Raw genomic sequence first — 17,386 nt, 5'->3', positions numbered from 1 at the left:
ATCGTCGACTTCGGCGCATTCGTCAACATCCTGCCGCGCAAGGACGGTCTGGTTCACATCTCGATGCTGAGAGACCCTCGTGTTGAGAAAGTGACCGACATCCTGAAAGAAGGCCAGGAAGTGGAAGTGCTGGTACTGGACGTGGACAACCGCGGCCGTATCAAGCTGTCCATCAAAGACGTGGCAGCGGCCAAGGCTTCGGGCGTTTAATCACCCGAACGCTTTAGCGCAATAAAAATGCCCCACCGTGGAAACGGTGGGGCATTTTTTTGTCTGCTGTAAAGCAACAGTGCCCCAGTCAAGTTGCCGGAGTCCAGGACCGGTGCTAGGTTTAGCCCACCGCCCGTGTAGCTCAGCCGGTAGAGCAGCGCACTCGTAACGCGAAGGTCGCAGGTTCGATTCCTGTCTCGGGCACCACCTCCGCAATTTCACCCTCCGATTCATGTTCCGCAGGTCAGCTTTTTGTGCAAGAGATGTAAAGAGCCGTGTAATTCGTCATGCAAACGTCCTATATTCGGTGCCTGCATGAGCATCGCTTAGCAGTTTTCAGATGATCCCGAATGGTTCCGAAGGCCGGGCTAACCGCGTCAGAGAGATCCTTGATGATCCAGATCCATCTTCCATTCCTAAGATCAGCGAGAACGCCATGACCGCGAAAGAATTGACCCAAGAAGCAACACACGAAGAAGCACTCAAAAAGTATCTCCTGGAGTCGCCTCAGTTGGCTGCAGAGATCAAGGACTTGAGTGCCGATGATCAGAAAGACCAGATCCAGTGGGCATTCGAAGATGAAGCCGAGGCTCAGGGTTTGCAGCCGTGGGAACTGACGCTCAAGTACACCAGCACGCCTGAAGAGTTCGAGGCTCAGCGTCTCGTATTGCACAAAGAGGCTGCCGACATACTGGGCGTCGAGTGGGAAGAGTACTGCGAGACGAACAATCTGGTGGTTTGAAACAAAAACGCCAGCCTCAACCAGGCTGGCGTTTCTTATGGCGTGCAGTCTTCAGAGGCTCAGACGCATCGACAGATCCACCGCCTTCACATCCTTGGTCATCGCACCAATCGAGATGTAATCCACTCCGGTTTCGGCGATCGGCAACAGTGTGCTTTCGTTGATCCCGCCGCTGGCTTCCAGTTTGGCCTTGCCGTCGTTCAGGCGCACCGCTTCGCGCATGTCGTCCAGGCTCAGTTCGTCGAGCATGATGATGTCGGCGCCGGCCGCCAGAGCTTCTTTCAGCTCATCCAGGCTTTCCACTTCGATTTCCACCGGTTTGCCCGGGGCAATCCTGTGCGCGGCTTCAATGGCTTGCGCAATGCCACCGCTGGCAGCGATGTGGTTTTCCTTGATCAGAAAGGCGTCGTACAGGCCGATGCGATGATTGTGGCAGCCACCGCAGGTCACGGCGTATTTCTGCGCCAGACGCAGGCCTGGCAGGGTCTTGCGGGTGTCGAGCAGCTTGACCTGGGTTTCGGCGACGAAGTCCGCCAGATACTGCGCGCGGGTTGCCACGCCCGAGAGTAATTGCAGGAAGTTCAGGGCGCTGCGCTCACCAGTCAACAGCGAACGGGCCGGGCCTTCCAGGTGAAACAGTGGCTGATTGGGTTTGACCCGCTCGCCATCGACCACTTGCCAATGCACCGCCACACGCGGATCGAGCTGGCGAAACACCGTATCTACCCAAGCAGTGCCGCAGATGACGGCGTCGTCGCGCGTGATGATGGTGGCTTTGGCCAGGCGTTCGGCCGGGATCAGTTGCGCGGTGATGTCGCCGCTGCCGATGTCTTCGAGCAACGCACGGCGCACGTTGGCTTCGATTTCGGCGGTCAAATCGGCGAGACGTAGATTCGGCATAACGGGCTCCACAAACAAAGTGATTCGATTATAGGGGCATGGCACGAGCCAACCCAAGGCGATAACTCGCCTGCTTGACTGCATCTGGTCGATTTTCTTTGAGCAAACAGTGTTCGCACGTGGTCAGTGGAAGGCGTCCGGGGCATAGGGGAAACCCTGACGCCTATGGCGCCGGGGATAACTTTTGCAAGATAATTCGCCTTGCGTTTGACGTCATAGCTTTGACGTTGCCATCGATGTTGCTGATCAACGAAAGAATCACCGTTTCAGGAGGCTTGGATGCACAAAGACGGGAAAGTAGTGCCTTTGCACAAGGCCGCTACCGATCAGGCGAATCATTCGCCGCTCGCCCGCCTGCCTGTGATTCTGCTTCAGGTTCGCGACAAGGCTGCTCAGCAATTGCGCCACGGTCTGCAGGAGCTGTTCGACAACGCCGACGACACCCTGTTCGAAATGGCCGACCGGGCGCGCAACGACGTCGAACAGAACATTTTCTTCGAAGCCATGCGCGACCTGCGCCTCAAGCGCAAAAACATCGAGCGCGGCTTTCTTGAGCAGTTCTTCGAGGCTTTTGTCGGCCTCACTCAAAACGATTCTGCGCACAACGCGCTTCCGCGCACTTTGCTATACGAAGAATCCGCGCCGCGCACCGATGACATGGAGCGCAATGTGGCCGTAGAGACCATGGTCGGCCGCGTGCTCAAGCGTGATGGCTTCGCGCTCGATCAACTGACCGCGCGTCTCAGTGCATTGCTCGGCAATCCCCTCGACGACCAGCACAACCCGCTCGGACCGGCGCTGCTCTGCGAATATTTCCTTCAGGCCGGGCGCAACCTGGGCGTGGAGATCAAGGTCAAGCTGATCCTGCTCAAACTGTTCGAACGCTATGTATTGGCGGACACCGAACAGCTGTATGCCGAAGCCAATCAGTTGCTCAGCGCCACCGGCGTGTTGCCCGAATTGAAACCGGTACCCGCGCGTCGCGCTATCGATCGCGCAGTGGCCGACGTGAACAGCGAAGAAAGTAACGATCCGCCGCCAGCAGACGAAGGTGTGCAGGAAGTCTTTGCCGCGTTGCAGGAGTTGCTGTTGCACGTGCGCGGCAGCGTTGCGCCGATTCTGGAGCCGAGCGCTGCGGCTCAACCCATCTCCACCCGCGACCTGCTGCGCCTGCTCTCGCACTTGCAGCAATATGTGCCGGCGCTGGCTTCACAGGACGACTTCGATCTGCGTAACCAGCTCGAACAGCTGCTTACGCGGGTCAGCGTCAAAAGTGGCAAATCGCGGATCGTCGGCGGCGCTGATGAAGACGTGATCAACCTGATTGCCATGGTGTTCGACTGCATTCTTGACGATCGCAATGTCCCGGACTCGCTCAAGGCACTGATCGCCCGTTTGCAGATTCCGATGCTCAAGGTGGCGGTGCTCGACAAGAGTTTCTTCAGTCGCAGCAGCCATCCGGCGCGTCGCTTGCTCAATGAAATTGCCGAAGCGGCGATGGGTTGGGGTGATTGCGATGGTGAGGCGCGTGACAGCTTGTACCTGCGAATCGAGCAGGTGGTGCAGCGCTTGCTCACAGACTTTGTCGATGATCCGGCGATTTTTTCCGAATTGCTCGCCGACTTCCTCGCCTTCACCAGTGATGAACGCCGTCGCAGCGAGTTGCTCGAACAGCGTCTGCGGGATGCCGAAGAAGGTCGGGCGAAAACCGAGCTGGCCCGTCGACGGGTCGAGCAGGCTTTGAATCAGGCACTGTTGGGCAAAGTCCTGCCACCGTCGGTGGTGACATTCGTCCAGAACGCCTGGAGCAAAGTGCTGCTGCTGACCGGCCTCAAGCATGGCGAGCAGTCTGCCGAGTGGCAGGCTGATGTGCAGACTCTGGAACAACTGATCTGGAGTGTGCAGCGTCATGACGATACCGAGTCCGGCATGCGTTTGTTGGCACTGGTACCGGGGTTGCTGAAATCGCTGCGTGATGGTTTGAGCAGATCGGCATTCGATCCGTTTGCCACCAGCGAATTCTTCAGCGAGCTGGAAGCGCTTCACGTACGGGTGCTTGAACCTTCAACTGTGGCCGATGAAGCGGCGCCGGCGCTGATCGAGGTGTCGCAGCAGATCCGGTTGCAAACCGCAGATGAAGGCGTGATGGCGCTGGCATCGGCGCCCTCGTCCCGCGACGACGCAGGCCTGCAACAGGTCGATCAACTGCGTGTGGGCAGTTGGGTAGTGTTTCAGGAAGAAGATGAACACACCCTGCGCTGCAAACTCGCGGCGATCATCGACGTCACCGACAGATACGTCTTTGTCGACCGCACCGGGATGAAAGTGCTGGAGCGCAGCCGCATCGGATTGGCCATTGAATTCCAGCGCGGTGCGGTGCGCGCGCTCGATGACACCCTGCTGTTCGACCGCGCGCTGGAGTCGGTGCTTGGCAATCTGCGACGACTCAATCGCGCCAAGTGATCGCGCGCCGGGGGCCGATCACGGCATACTGGGCGCCAACACAGTCGGCGTTGAAGGAATCGGTATGCAGTTGGATCCCGCTAGCGGGTGGTGTCACGGGGTGCAGGCCTGCCCATCGCCCAACTTCAATGAACGCCCTGCGGGCGAAATTTCCCTGTTGGTGATCCACAACATCAGCCTGCCACCAGCGCAGTTCGCCACCGGCAAGGTGCAGGAATTTTTCCAGAATCGTCTGGATGTCACCGAACATCCCTACTTTGCAGGGATTGCCGACCTACGGGTCTCGGCGCATTTTCTGATCGAACGTGACGGCAAGGTCACCCAGTTTGTCTCCTGTCTTGAGCGGGCGTGGCATGCGGGCGTGTCGATGTTCGAGGGGCGCGAAACCTGTAACGATTTTTCTGTGGGCATCGAGCTTGAAGGCACCGATGATCTGCCGTTCACCGACGCGCAGTATCAGGCGCTGACCGTGCTGACCCGCCAGTTGCAAAGCGCATTTCCGGCCATCACCGGCGCACGTATTTGCGGACACAGCGACATTGCACCCGGGCGCAAGACCGATCCTGGCCCGGCATTCGACTGGGCGCGTTACCGCGCGGCCCTGGCACAAGAGGAAGGACAATGAGTTTTCTGGTGTTACTGCTGGCGGTCTGGATCGAGAAATTCTCGGCCTTGCGCCATCGGGTTCAACGCGATGGCGGATGGATCCGCGAACTGAACAAACTCGAAAGCAGCGAGCGTCTGGCCAAACAGCCCTGGCTGGTGCTGACGATTCTGGTGTTGCTGCCGGTGGCGTTGCTGGGTCTGTTGCTGGTAGTGCTGGAACCCGTGGCATACGGCCTGCTGGCCCTGCCGGTGCATTTGCTGGTGGTGATTTACAGCCTGGGGCGTGGTGACTTGCTCGGCGGGCTCGGGCCGTTCCGCGATGCCTGGCGGCGTGAGGATCTGCAAGCGGCGGCGCATGTGGCCAAGCGTGATCTGGATATCTGCGCCGACAGCGGCGAGCAATTGCTCGACCGGGTGCAGGGGCATCTGTTGTGGCAGGCCTACCAGAGCTTCTTCGCGGTGATCTTCTGGTATTTCGTGCTCGGCCCGGTGGCGGCGCTGGCCTATCGCTTGTTGGCGCTGGCCGAAGAGCACGGTCAGAACCCGGCGCTGGTCGAGCGTGCCGCGCAACTGCGCCACGCCTTCGACTGGGTGCCTGTGCGCTTGCTGGCGGCGAGTTTTGCGTTGGTCGGCAACTTCGTCGCGGTCAGCCGAGTGATGCTGCATGAGTTGCTGAACTGGAACATCAGTGCTGCGCAACTGATCAACAAGGTCGGATTGGCAGCGGGGGAGATCCCGGCTCCTGCCGTTGGGCCTGAAGGCATCAACACCCTCGATTGCCTGTGGGAATTGCTGCTGCGCGCGGCGGTGCTGTGGTATGCCGGGTTTGCCTTGTGGACGGTGCTGATTCACTGATTGATGGTGCCGAGGGAGCAAACTCCCTCGGCACACGCCACCGTTAACCTTAAGTTACAAAACCTCCCTCCGATTTGAGCTATACAGAGATAGCGCCCGATGGTGGCTATCTGCTGTCTCTGCGCGCCTGCCAATAAAAACAAGAAAAACCAAGGGAGACTTCCAGTGAAGAGCTTGCTCTATCCCGCCGTCTCGCTGATGAACCGTCTGAGCTTCGGCATGAAGTTCAGCCTGATCAGCGTGCTGTTCCTGGTGCCGATGCTGGTGACCAATTTCTATCTGGTGCGCGATTCCTATCGCGAATTTCAGGGCACCCGCGTCGAGCTGCAAAGCCTCGACCTGCTGGGCAGCAGCCTGAGCCTGCGTCGGGATCTGGAAACCCTCAACAACCTGGTGCAGATCAACGTCACCCTCGGCCAGTCCGGCAAGGCTGGCAATGTCGAAGCGCAGATCAGCACCCTCGAACAAGCCGTTCTGGCGCGCCTGCAAGGGCTGACGGCAATGACCGACGATCCTGAGCAGATCAAGGTGTTCGACGGTAAACGCGATGAAATGATTGCCGCGTTCAAAGCCCAGCAAGCGGAAAACTCCCTGCAAAGCAAAAGTGCCTTGATCGGCAAGTTGCTGGCCAGTGCGCAGATTTTCAGCCAGATCATCACCGGTCAGGCTGGCCTGAGTCGCGACAATCAGGGTGACATCCGTCAGCTCAGCGAACTCGTTACCTTGATAACACCGGCCGTTACCCAGACCCTCGGCGAAGGCCGGGCGATGGGTTCGTATTCGCTGGGGCAGGGTTTTCTCAACAGTTCGTCGAGCACCCGTTTTGATGAACTGCTGGTGCAGATCGAAAAGCTTCAAGCTGAATATGGCCTGAAGCTACAGGACGCCCTCGGCTCCAGCAAAGCGGCGCACGAAACACTCAGCGCTCAGGCCGAGACGAGTAAAGCGTCGCTTAAACAGGCCAGCGAATTGTTCGAAGAGCAAGTGGTGATGGCCGACACCCTCGACGCACCTTGGCAGGCCTTTTACGACCAGATCACCGGGCTGATCGACAAGACCTACCAGCTCGACGAAGCCTCCCTGAAATTCCTCGACACGCAATTGCAGCAGCGTCTGGCGCAAAACCGCACGCACATGGTCTTGCAAGCTGTGGCGTTGTCGGTGGTGTTTGTGCTGATTTTCTATCTCTACGGCGGTTTCTACGCTTCGACTCGCACCACACTCAAACGCCTTGGCGCGATGATGGACAAGGTTGCAGCCGGCGACATGACCGTCAACTTCAAGGCCAGCAGCCGTGATGAGCTGGGTGAGTTGGGCGAAGTGTTCAATGGCACGGTGAGGAAAATTCACGACTTGATCGAGCGCGTCGGCCACACCGTTGGCGAAGTCGAGCGTCAGGCCGCGCAGGTTGAAAATGTCTCGGCGCAAAGCAATCAGGCCGTTGCCGGGCAGCGCACGCAGATAGAACAAGTGGCCACGGCGATGAACCAGATGTCGGCGACCTCACTGGAGGTGGCGCGCAGTGCCGCAGCGGCGGTGAGCAGCGCCCACAGCGTGAATGACGAGACCGTCAATGGTCGTGGTCTGGTGGAATCGCAGCAGGGCAGCATTGCCGCGCTGGCCAGCGAGATCGATCAATCGGTGCGGGTGATCAATCAACTCGCGAGTGACAGCCAGTCGATCAGCCGCGTACTGGAAGTGATCAAGAGCATCGCCGAACAGACCAACCTGCTGGCACTCAACGCTGCGATCGAAGCCGCTCGCGCCGGGGAGCAGGGGCGCGGTTTTGCCGTGGTCGCGGATGAAGTGCGCACGTTGGCCAAACGCACGCAGCAGTCGACCGAAGAAATCGAGCAGATGATCGCCAAGCTCCACGGCGGCGTCGGTGCGGCGGTGAAGGCCATGGGCATCAGCCATCAGATGGCCAACGGCACGGTCGGGCAGTCGGAGAAGGTTCAGCAGGCGTTGGAAAACATCCTTGGCGCGGTGGGCATGATCGTCGACCAGAACCAGCAGATTGCCGCTGCGGTGGAGCAGCAGACAGCGGTGGCCCATGACATCGACCAGAACATCGTCGAGATCAACCGTGCCGGCGAACGCACGGCGCAGGGCGCGCATCAGACTGAAGATGCGAGTCGGGCTTTGTCGGCGCAGGTGGTGGAACTGAAACAGCTGATCAGCGCCTTCCGCGTGTAGCGTGTACGCAGCTAACTTACCAGCCGAACACTTCGCAGCTGTTGGCAGTGCTGGTAGCAGCCAATTGCTGCGCGCTGATATTCATCAGTTGCGCGAGCACTGCACAAATCGCTGGCAGATGCGCCGGGCTGTTGCGCTGACCGGGAAACATCGCGGGCGCCATGTCCGGTGAATCGGTTTCCAGCACGATCGAATCCAGCGGCAGATCCGCCAGTACCCGATGCATGCGCAGCGCCTGCGGCCAGGTCGGCGCGCCACCTAAACCCAGTTTGAAACCGAGTTTGATGTACTCGCGCGCCTCTTCGCGACTGCCGGCAAAGGCGTGGATGATCCCGGCCCGCTTCAAACGAAAACGTTTGAGCGTGGCAATCACCGCCGCGTGGCTGCGGCGCACATGAATCAGCGCCGGTAATGCAAAGTCCGCCGCCAGTTGCAGTTGCGCTTCGAACAGCGCCTGCTGGCGCTCGCGGCCGAGGGTTTCGATGAAGTAGTCCAGACCGATTTCGCCCACCGCACACAACTGCCGATGTCCGCGCAGCCGCGTCAGCCAGTCGCCGAGTGCCTTTACATCTTCGGGGCGATGCTGATCGAGATAAACCGGGTGCAGACCGAACGTCGCGTACAACTCGGGATCGCTCTGCACCAGATCCCACACCCGCTGCCAATTACCTTCACTGACCCCCAGCACCACCATCCGCCGCACCCCGAGGGCGCGGCTTTCGGCGAGCAACTGCGAACGGTCGGCGTCGAAGTCGGGGAAGTCCAGGTGGGTGTGGCTGTCGATCAGCTCCACGGTTCAGTCCCGGTGAATACGCTGCTTGAAGGTACGCGCGATGGCTTGCACGCCTGGCTTGTATTCCGACTGTTCGACGGCGGCCAGTGCCAGTTCCAGCGCCTTGTCGGCGATCAACTGGTGCTGCTGGGCCATGGCGTTGACCGGCAGCGGCAGGAAGTCGAGCAACTGCGTGTCGCCGAACGTGCCGAGGCGCAGTGGACGGGATTTGAGCGGGAAGTCATGCAACGCGTCGAACACGCCCTGCAACAGCACGTAGGAAGTCGTCACCAGCGCGTCCGGCAAATGCCCCAGACGTTGCAGAAGTTCTTCCATCAATTGCTTGCCACATTCGCGGCTGAAAGATTCGGCATGCTCGACCAGCACTTCGCCTTTGAAATCGACGAGGGCTTGTTTGAACCCGGCGGCCCGCTCCTGGCTGATACTCAGCTCAGGGCGGGCGCCAAGCAGGACGATCTGCTTCAACTGAGGATCGAGCAGGCTCTGGGTCAGGTGCAGGCTGGCCTCGCGGTCGTCGCTGATCACCGAGCAGAAATGCTCGGGTTCCATGACCCGGTCGATGGCGATGATCGGCAGGCCCTTGGCCTGCAACTGGCGGTAACTGTCATCCCCGGCCGGCAGGCAACTGGCGACGATCAGCGCATCGCAACGGCGCGCCTTGAACAGTTGCAGCAGTTGGCGTTCGCTATCCGGCGCATCGTCGGAGCTGGCAATCAGCAACTGATAGCCGCGCGCCCGCGCACCTTGTTCCAGCAGTTTGGCGATCCGCGCGTAACTGGGGTTTTCCAGATCCGGCAGGATAAAGCCCAGCGTGCGGGTATGCCGACTGCGTAACCCGGCCGCTTGTGGATTGGGCGTGAAGCCGTGTTGCTCAACCACCGCACGCACCCGCTCGACGGTGGCGGTGCTGATGCGTTGCTGTGCGGCCTTGCCATTGATGACGTAGCTGGCGGTGGTCACGGACACTCCGGCCAACCGCGCGATATCACTGAGTTTCAACCCGGTATTTCCTTGTTTTTTCGAGCGTACGGCGAGATTTTCGCCAATCCTACCCGATTCGGGCAGACGACCATTGTCGCAACGCATCCGACAAGTTGGACTTCAACGATGAGACATTATCGAGTAACGTGCCGATCAATCTAGATTAAACGTTTCAGCAAGCGTATTTTCTACGTTTTAGACGCTTTTGGCCGGTTCTGCCGTGAAACCGCCAAAACTGCCCCTGAAAAGGAGGCTGACAAGCGCCTAAGCTGCAACCATCCAAAACAATACCTGGCGCCTTCATGTGCCAAAAAGGAGATCGCATGCTCGAGCTCACTATAGAGCAGATATCCATGGGCCAATCGGCTGTGGATAAACCCGCTGCTCTGCAATTGCTGGCCAATCATCTGGTCGCCGATGGACTGGTCGCCGACGGATACCTGGCCGGACTGCAGGCCCGCGAAGCCCAGGGCTCGACCTTTCTCGGTCAAGGTATTGCCATTCCCCACGGTACGCCCGAAACCCGCGATCAGGTGTTCGCCACAGGCGTGCGTCTGATGCAGTTTCCCGAGGGCGTGGATTGGGGCGACGGCCAGATCGTTTATCTGGCCATCGGTATCGCCGCCAAATCCGACGAACACCTGCGCCTGTTGCAACTGCTGACCCGTGCCCTCGGCGAGACCGATCTGGGCCAGGCCCTGCGTCGCGCCAGTTCCCCCGAAGCGCTGCTGAAACTGCTGCAAGGCGCGCCGCAGGAACTGGCGCTGGACGCACAGATGATCGGCCTCGGTGTCGCTGCCGACGATTTCGAAGAGTTGGTCTGGCGGGGGGCGCGTCTGCTGCGTCAGGCTGATTGCGTGAGCAACGGTTTTGCCGGCGTGTTGCAGCAAGTCGAAGCGCTGCCGTTGGGCGATGGTTTGTGGTGGCTGCACAGCGAACAAACCGTGAAGCGTCCGGGGCTGGCCTTCGTCACCCCGGACAAACCAATACGCTACCTCGGTCAGCCGCTGAGCGGTCTGTTCTGCCTGGCCAGCCTCGGCGAAGCCCATCAGGCGCTGCTTGAACGCCTCTGCGCATTGTTGATCGAAGGTCGCGGCCATGAACTGGGCCGCGCCACCAGCAGCCGCAAAGTCCTTGAAGTGCTCGGCGGCGAGTTGCCTGCCGACTGGCCGAGCGCACGCATCGCGCTGGCCAACGCCCATGGTTTGCACGCGCGTCCGGCGAAAATCCTGGCGCAACTGGCGAAGAGTTTTGACGGCGAGATTCGTGTACGCATCGTCGACAGTCAGGACAGCGCCGTGTCGGTGAAGAGCCTGAGCAAACTGCTCAGCCTCGGCGCCCGTCGTGGTCAGGTGCTGGAGCTGATCGCCGAGCCAAGCATCGCTGCCGATGCGTTGCCGGCATTGCTTGCGGCCATCGAAGAAGGTCTTGGCGAAGAGGTCGAGCCATTACCGGCCGTGAGTCAGCAACGCGAAGTCATCGCCGATATCGCCGAAGTCGTGATCGCTCCGGCGTCCGGCACTCAGTTGCAAGCGATTCCCGCTGCACCGGGCATCGCCATCGGCCCGGCGCACATTCAAGTGCAGCAAACTATCGAATACCCGCTGCGTGGCGAATCCGCCGGCATCGAACGCGAGCGTCTCAAGCAAGCGCTGAGCGATGTGCGCAGCGACATTCAAGGCTTGATCGAACGCAGCAAAGCCAAAGCCATTCGCGAGATTTTCATCACCCATCAGGAAATGCTCGACGACCCGGAACTGACCGACGAAGTCGACACGCGCCTCAAGCAAGGCGAAAGCGCTGAAGCGGCGTGGATGGCAGTGATTGAAGCTGCAGCCAAACAGCAGGAATCGCTGCAGGACGCCTTGCTCGCCGAACGGGCGGCGGATCTGCGTGATATCGGCCGCCGGGTGCTGGCGCAACTATGTGGCGTGCAGACGCCGAACGAGCCAGAGCAGCCGTACATTCTGGTGATGGACGAAGTCGGCCCGTCCGACGTGGCGCGGCTCGATCCGGCGCGAGTGGCAGGGATTCTAACTGCTCGCGGTGGCGCCACCGCGCACAGCGCCATCGTCGCCCGTGCCCTCGGCATTCCGGCGCTGGTCGGCGCAGGTGCAGCGGTGTTGCTGCTGGCGCCGGGTACGCCGCTGCTGCTCGACGGCCAACGCGGTCGTCTGCATGTCGACGCCGATGCGGCGACCCTGCAACGCGCCACCGAAGAACGCGACACCCGCGAACAACGCCTCAAAGCAGCCGCCGAACAACGCCATCAACCGGCGCACACCACCGACGGTCACGCCGTGGAAGTGTTCGCCAACATCGGCGAAAGCGCCGGTGTGATCAGTGCGGTGGAGCAGGGCGCCGAAGGCATCGGTCTGCTGCGCACCGAACTGATTTTCATGGCCCACCCGCAGGCGCCGGACGAGGCGACTCAGGAAGCCGAATACCGCCGCGTCCTCGACGGCCTCGCCGGTCGACCGCTGGTGGTGCGCACGCTGGATGTCGGCGGTGACAAACCGCTGCCCTATTGGCCGATTGCCAAGGAAGAAAACCCGTTCCTCGGCGTGCGCGGCATTCGCCTGACCTTGCAGCGTCCGCAGATCATGGAAGCGCAATTGCGTGCCTTGCTGCGTTCGGCGGATAACCGCCCATTGCGGATCATGTTCCCGATGGTCGGCAGTGTCGAAGAGTGGCGTCAGGCCCGCGACATGACCGAACGTCTGCGTCTGGAAATCCCGGTCGCCGATCTGCAACTGGGGATCATGATCGAAGTGCCGTCCGCCGCGTTGCTCGCGCCGGTGCTGGCCAGGGAAGTCGACTTCTTCAGCGTCGGCACCAACGACCTGACTCAATACACCCTGGCCATCGACCGTGGTCACCCGACGCTGTCGGCCCAGGCTGACGGCTTGCACCCGGCGGTGCTGCAACTGATCGACATCACCGTGCGCGCGGCCCATGCCCATGGCAAATGGGTCGGCGTGTGCGGTGAGCTGGCAGCCGATCCGTTGGCAGTACCTGTGCTGGTCGGTCTCGGTGTCGATGAGTTGAGCGTGTCCGGCCGCAGCATTGCCGAGGTCAAGGCGCGCATCCGCGAAATCAGCCTGACCCAGGCGCAAACCCTTGCTCAACAAGCCCTCACCGTGGGCTGCGCCAATGAAGTGCGTGCATTAGTGGAGGCCCTGTAATGGCCAAGATTCTCACCCTGACCCTCAACCCGGCGCTGGACCTCACGGTCGAGCTGCCGGTACTGGCTGCCGGTCAGGTCAACCGCAGCGATGAGATGCACACCCATGCTGCCGGTAAAGGCGTGAACGTCGCGCAGGTGCTGGCCGACCTCGGCCATCAACTGACAGTCAGCGGCTTTCTCGGCGAAGACAATCTGCAAGCGTTCGAGACCCTGTTCGCCAAGCGTGGCTTTGTCGATGCGTTTGTCCGTGTACCGGGCGAAACGCGCAGCAACATCAAAGTCGCCGAGCGCGATGGCCGTATCACCGACATCAACGGCCCGGGGCCGGTGGTCGATGCAGCGGCGCAGCAGGCATTGCTTGATCGTCTGGTGCAGATTGCGCCGGGGCACGACGCGGTCGTGGTCGCCGGCAGTCTGCCGCGCGGCGTGACTGCACAGTGGTTGCGCGAACTGATCGAACGGCTGAACTCCCTCGGACTGAAAGTCGCCCTCGATTCCAGCGGTGAAGCATTGCGCGAAGCGCTCAAGGCCAGTCCGTGGCTGATCAAACCGAATACGGAAGAGTTGGCCGATGCGCTTGGTTGCGAAGTGGTTTCCCACGCCGCCGAGGCGCACGCAGCGGCGCAGTTGCACGGGCAAGGCATCGAACACGTGGTGATCTCCCACGGCGCCGACGGCGTGAACTGGTTCAGCGTCGGCTCGGCGCTGCATGCCTCGCCGCCAAAGGTCAGCGTCGCCAGCACCGTGGGTGCCGGTGATTCACTGTTGGCCGGCATGCTCCACGGTTTGCTCAGTGCCGACACGCCGGAGCAAACCTTGCGCACGGCCACGGCGATTGCCGCAATGGCGGTGACCCAGATCGGTTTTGGCATCAACGACGCCGCGCAACTGGCGCAGCTCGAACAGGGCGTGCGCGTGCGCCCCCTGACAGAACAATAAGAGGGTTTGTCATGAAGTTAGCCATTGTTACGGCTTGCCCGAACGGCATGGTCACCAGTGTGCTGTGCGCCCGTTTGCTCGATGCGGCGGCCCAGCGTCAGGGTTGGAGCACCAGCGTCGAAGTGGTCGACGCGGCGCACCCGGAACGTGAATTGTCGGCAGCGACCATCGAAGCGGCGGAGTGGGTGTTGCTGGTCGCCACCGGTAACGTCGACATGACGCGTTTTGTCGGCAAACGGGTCTTTCAGATTGCCCCGGCGCAAGCCCTTCAGGACGTCGAAGCGGTGCTGCGTCGTGGTGCCGAAGAAGCCGAAATTTATGTCGCCAGCGCAGCCGCCCCGGCTGCCGTTGCGCAGCGTGCGCCGCGCATCGTCGCCATCACCGCATGCCCGACCGGCGTCGCCCACACCTTCATGGCGGCCGAAGCGTTGCAGCAAACGGCCAAGCGTCTGGGCTATGAATTGCAGGTCGAAACTCAGGGCTCGGTCGGCGCGAAAACTCCGCTGAGCGCGACAGCGATTGCCGAGGCTGACGTGGTGCTGCTGGCGGCGGATATCGACGTCGCCACCGAGCGATTCGCCGGCAAGAAAATCTACCGCTGCGGCACCGGCATTGCGTTGAAGCAATCCGAAGCCACACTGAAAAAAGCCCTCGCTGAAGGCCAGCAGGAAAGCGCCGCCAGCGACGGCAAGGCACCGGCCATGTCGGAGAAAACTGGCGTCTACAAACACCTGTTGACCGGCGTGTCGTACATGCTGCCGATGGTGGTGGCGGGTGGTTTGATGATCGCGTTGTCGTTTGTCTTCGGCATCACCGCGTTCAAAGAGGAAGGCACACTGGCGGCGGCACTGATGCAGATCGGCGGCGAGACCGCGTTCAAGCTGATGGTGCCGCTGCTGGCAGGTTACATCGCCTACTCGATTGCCGACCGTCCAGGCCTGGCGCCGGGGATGATTGGCGGCCTGTTGGCGAGCACCTTGGGCGCCGGGTTTATCGGCGGGATCGTCGCCGGGTTTATCGCCGGTTATGCGGCCAAGGCGATCAGTCGTTATGTCGCGTTGCCGCAAAGTCTTGAGGCACTGAAACCGATTCTGATCATCCCGTTGTTCGCCAGCCTGTTCACCGGCCTGGTGATGATCTACGTGGTCGGCAAACCGGTGGCGGGCATGCTCGCGGCGCTCACGCAGTTTCTCGACAGCATGGGCACCACCAACGCGATTCTGCTTGGGATCGTGCTCGGCGGCATGATGTGCGTCGACCTCGGCGGGCCGATCAACAAAGCCGCGTATGCGTTCTCGGTGGGGCTGCTGGCCTCGCAGAGTTACGCGCCGATGGCCGCGACCATGGCGGCCGGGATGGTGCCGCCGATTGGTCTGGGCATCGCCACGTTCATCGCCCGGCGCAAGTTCGCCCAGACCGAACGCGAGGCCGGCAAGGCTGCCTTCGTACTGGGGCTGTGCTTTATCTCCGAAGGGGCGATTCCGTTTGCCGCGAAAGATCCATTGCGGGTGATCCCGGCGAGCATCGCTGGCGGTGCGCTGACCGGTGCGTTGTCGATGTACTTCGGCTGCAAACTGATGGCGCCGCACGGTGGCTTGTTCGTCATGCTGATCCCGAATGCGATCAATCATGCGCTGCTGTATCTGCTGGCGATTGTGGCGGGGAGTTTGTTGACCGCCGTTGTCTACGCAACGGTCAAACGCCCGGAGGCCGTTGAGCTGGCGCTGGAACCCGCCAAGGCCTGACTGACAACACAAATCCCCTGTGGGAGCGAGCCTGCTCGCGAATGCAATCTGTCAGTCACATGGATGTTGACTGGCACACCGCTTTCGCGAGCAGGCTCGCTCCCACAGGAGGATGTGTTGTCATGCCGGATTCATCATCGCGTGCTTTAGTTTTCCTTTTTTCAGGGAGAACAGCATGAGCGATTTCAATGTGGGCCGCCGGCGTGTCATGCAAGTCGTCGGCGCCGGTCTGTTGATGCCGAGCCTGGCGCCGGCGGTGATTGCGTCGGTCAAGGATCGTCCGCAACTCACCGATGGCGTGCAGTCCGGCGACCTGCAAGGCGACCGCGCGATGATCTGGAGCCGCAGCGATCGTCCGGCGCGGATGGTGGTCGAGTGGGACACCCGCAGCCAGTTTCGCAATCCACGCCGCGTCGTCTCGGCGCTGGCCGATGCCCACAGCGATTTCACCGCCCGTGTTGAGCTCACCGGGCTGCCCGCCGATCAGGCGATTTTCTATCGCGTGTACTTCAAGGACGCCCGCACTGGTGTGGCCAGCGAACCGTGGCTCGGCCACTTGCGCAGCGCCCCGACGGCGCGGCGCAATATTCGCTTCGTCTGGAGCGGCGACACCGTCGGCCAGGGCTTCGGCATCAACCCGGACATCGGCGGCATGCGCATCTACGAAGCGATGCGCCTGCGCCTGCCGGACTTCTTTATCCACAGCGGCGACACCATCTACGCCGACGGCCCGGTGCCGGCTCAGCTGACCACCGAAAACGGTCGGGTGTGGCGCAACATCACCACCGAAGCCAAGAGCAAAGTCGCCCAGACCCTCGACGACTATCGCGGCAACTACCGCTACAACCTGCTGGACGAAAACATCCGCCGCTTCAACGCCGAAGTGCCGCAGATCTGGCAGTGGGACGACCATGAAGTGGTCAACAACTGGTCACCCGGCAAACAGCTCGACGAGCGTTATCAGGAAAAAGATATCCACACCCTGGTCGGCCGTGCGCGCAAGGCCTGGCTGGAATATTCGCCGATGCGTTTACAGACGGCCGACGGTGGCGGGCGGATCTATCGCAAGATCAGTTATGGGCCGATGCTTGATGTGTTTGTGCTGGATATGCGCAGTTATCGTGAGGCCAACGACGACAACCTCGGGGCGGCGAAACCGTTCTTGGGGCGTGAGCAACTGGACTGGCTCAAGCGTGGCTTGAAGAAATCGAAAGCCCAATGGAAGGTGATTGCCGCCGACATGCCGATTGGTCTTGGTGTGCCTGATGGCGAGGTGAGCCCGGGCGTGGCGCGCTGGGAAGCAGTGGCGAACGGCGACCCGGGGCCGGCGCAGGGGCGTGAACTGGAAATCGCCGAATTGCTCGGTTTTCTGCGGGCCCAGCAGGTGCGCAATTTTGTCTTCCTGACGGCAGACGTGCATTACTGCGCGGCGCATCACTACCACCCCGATCGCGCGGCGTTTCAGGACTTCGAACCGTTCTGGGAGTTTGTCGCGGGGCCGTTGAATGCCGGGAGTTTTGGGCCCAATCCATTGGATAAAACCTTCGGCCCCGAGGTGGTGTTCGAAAAGGCTCCGCCGGCACAGAACACTTCGCCGTTTGCCGGGTTTCAGTTTTTTGGCGAGGTGAATATTGAAGGGCAGAGCGGGGAGATGAGTGTGGTGTTGCGGGATCTGGATGGGGTGGCGGTGTTTGAGAAGAAGTTGCAGCCGGTTTGAGATGGGGGGAGTCAAAAGCTACCCTCACCCCAGCCCTCTCCCTGAGGGAGAG

Annotated in this window: 13 protein-coding genes, 1 tRNA gene and 1 pseudogene; 12 read left to right on the top strand and 3 right to left on the bottom strand. The window is 61.0% G+C overall.

What is annotated here, in order from left to right:
* The 3 genes from ACIOVB_RS15070 to ACIOVB_RS15060 all read left to right on the top strand — a co-directional run.
* On the top strand, positions 1-210 hold a 210-nt coding region (locus tag ACIOVB_RS15070; protein ID WP_401268909.1), incomplete at its 5' end, for a S1 RNA-binding domain-containing protein.
* Positions 211-341: 131 nt separating this feature from the next.
* Positions 342-417, top strand: a tRNA-Thr gene (locus ACIOVB_RS15065).
* A 229-nt stretch (positions 418-646) separates the two neighbouring features.
* On the top strand, positions 647-952 hold the full coding sequence (locus ACIOVB_RS15060; protein WP_401268916.1) for a DUF6388 family protein: 306 nt from the start codon (positions 647-649) through the stop codon (positions 950-952).
* Positions 953-1,003: 51 nt separating this feature from the next.
* On the opposite strand, the gene nadC is transcribed toward ACIOVB_RS15060, so the two are convergent.
* Positions 1,004-1,852 carry a carboxylating nicotinate-nucleotide diphosphorylase gene (gene nadC, locus ACIOVB_RS15055; protein WP_401268907.1) on the bottom strand — a complete coding sequence of 283 codons (849 nt, stop codon included), beginning with the start codon at positions 1,850-1,852 and terminating at the stop codon, positions 1,004-1,006.
* Between the two features lie 279 nt (positions 1,853-2,131).
* Between nadC and ACIOVB_RS15050 the strand changes: the two genes are divergently transcribed.
* The 5 genes and pseudogenes from ACIOVB_RS15050 (at position 2,132) to ACIOVB_RS15030 (ending at position 7,972) form a co-directional block, all read left to right on the top strand.
* Positions 2,132-4,315: a DUF1631 domain-containing protein gene (locus tag ACIOVB_RS15050; RefSeq protein WP_401268904.1), complete on the top strand. Its 2,184-nt coding sequence runs from the start codon at positions 2,132-2,134 to the stop codon at positions 4,313-4,315.
* 64 nt (positions 4,316-4,379) lie between these two features.
* Positions 4,380-4,940, top strand: coding sequence for a 1,6-anhydro-N-acetylmuramyl-L-alanine amidase AmpD (gene ampD / locus ACIOVB_RS15045; protein WP_187676726.1), 561 nt, complete (start codon positions 4,380-4,382; stop codon positions 4,938-4,940).
* Positions 4,937-5,776: a regulatory signaling modulator protein AmpE gene (gene ampE / locus ACIOVB_RS15040; RefSeq protein ID WP_401268902.1), complete on the top strand. Its 840-nt coding sequence runs from the start codon at positions 4,937-4,939 to the stop codon at positions 5,774-5,776. Before ampD ends, ampE begins: the two co-directional genes overlap by 4 nt.
* Positions 5,777-5,875: 99 nt before the next feature.
* Positions 5,876-7,066 (top strand): annotated as a pseudogene (locus tag ACIOVB_RS15035) (methyl-accepting chemotaxis protein); the annotation flags it as partial.
* A complete protein-coding gene (locus ACIOVB_RS15030) occupies positions 7,043-7,972 on the top strand; it encodes a methyl-accepting chemotaxis protein (RefSeq protein WP_401268914.1) in 930 nt (309 codons plus the stop codon). The pseudogene ACIOVB_RS15035 and the gene ACIOVB_RS15030, both read left to right, overlap by 24 nt.
* A gap of 16 nt (positions 7,973-7,988) precedes the next feature.
* Here the strand turns inward: ACIOVB_RS15030 and ACIOVB_RS15025 are convergent, their stop codons facing one another.
* Together ACIOVB_RS15025 and cra are read right to left on the bottom strand one after the other, a co-directional pair.
* Complete coding sequence (locus ACIOVB_RS15025; protein ID WP_401268899.1) at positions 7,989-8,765, bottom strand: TatD family hydrolase; 777 nt, start codon at positions 8,763-8,765, stop codon at positions 7,989-7,991.
* A 3-nt stretch (positions 8,766-8,768) separates the two neighbouring features.
* A complete protein-coding gene (gene cra / locus ACIOVB_RS15020) occupies positions 8,769-9,764 on the bottom strand; it encodes a catabolite repressor/activator (RefSeq protein ID WP_187676730.1) in 996 nt (331 codons plus the stop codon).
* 305 nt (positions 9,765-10,069) lie between these two features.
* Here cra and ptsP point away from each other — a divergent pair, with 305 nt between their 5' ends.
* The 4 genes from ptsP (at position 10,070) to ACIOVB_RS15000 (ending at position 17,334) form a co-directional block, all read left to right on the top strand.
* Positions 10,070-12,931, top strand: coding sequence for a phosphoenolpyruvate--protein phosphotransferase (gene ptsP, locus ACIOVB_RS15015; RefSeq protein ID WP_401268897.1), 2,862 nt, complete (start codon positions 10,070-10,072; stop codon positions 12,929-12,931).
* Positions 12,931-13,872 (top strand): 1-phosphofructokinase, encoded by a 942-nt coding sequence (pfkB, locus tag ACIOVB_RS15010; protein ID WP_187676732.1) that lies wholly within the window; start codon positions 12,931-12,933, stop codon positions 13,870-13,872. Before ptsP ends, pfkB begins: the two co-directional genes overlap by 1 nt.
* Before the next feature lie 11 nt (positions 13,873-13,883).
* Positions 13,884-15,617, top strand: coding sequence for a PTS fructose-like transporter subunit IIB (locus ACIOVB_RS15005; RefSeq protein ID WP_401268894.1), 1,734 nt, complete (start codon positions 13,884-13,886; stop codon positions 15,615-15,617).
* 175 nt (positions 15,618-15,792) lie between these two features.
* Positions 15,793-17,334, top strand: coding sequence for an alkaline phosphatase D family protein (locus ACIOVB_RS15000; RefSeq protein WP_401268892.1), 1,542 nt, complete (start codon positions 15,793-15,795; stop codon positions 17,332-17,334).
* Positions 17,335-17,386 lie beyond the last annotated feature (52 nt).

Source organism: Pseudomonas sp. NPDC087639 (genome assembly GCF_044743385.1).
Classification (GTDB): Bacteria; Pseudomonadota; Gammaproteobacteria; order Pseudomonadales; family Pseudomonadaceae; genus Aquipseudomonas.
This window is presented reverse-complemented; position numbering and strand designations above follow the sequence as displayed.

Bases quoted from the DNA above. Each gene is read 5' to 3' on its own strand.
- ACIOVB_RS15060 (WP_401268916.1), top strand. From the start codon at position 647: ATGACCGCGAAAGAATTGACCCAAGAAGCAACACACGAAGAAGCACTC.
- nadC (WP_401268907.1), bottom strand. From the start codon at position 1,852: ATGCCGAATCTACGTCTCGCCGATTTGACCGCCGAAATCGAAGCCAAC.
- ACIOVB_RS15050 (WP_401268904.1), top strand. From the start codon at position 2,132: ATGCACAAAGACGGGAAAGTAGTGCCTTTGCACAAGGCCGCTACCGAT.
- ampD (WP_187676726.1), top strand. From the start codon at position 4,380: ATGCAGTTGGATCCCGCTAGCGGGTGGTGTCACGGGGTGCAGGCCTGC.
- ampE (WP_401268902.1), top strand. From the start codon at position 4,937: ATGAGTTTTCTGGTGTTACTGCTGGCGGTCTGGATCGAGAAATTCTCG.
- ACIOVB_RS15030 (WP_401268914.1), top strand. From the start codon at position 7,043: ATGACCGTCAACTTCAAGGCCAGCAGCCGTGATGAGCTGGGTGAGTTG.
- ptsP (WP_401268897.1), top strand. From the start codon at position 10,070: ATGCTCGAGCTCACTATAGAGCAGATATCCATGGGCCAATCGGCTGTG.
- pfkB (WP_187676732.1), top strand. From the start codon at position 12,931: ATGGCCAAGATTCTCACCCTGACCCTCAACCCGGCGCTGGACCTCACG.
- ACIOVB_RS15005 (WP_401268894.1), top strand. From the start codon at position 13,884: ATGAAGTTAGCCATTGTTACGGCTTGCCCGAACGGCATGGTCACCAGT.
- ACIOVB_RS15000 (WP_401268892.1), top strand. From the start codon at position 15,793: ATGAGCGATTTCAATGTGGGCCGCCGGCGTGTCATGCAAGTCGTCGGC.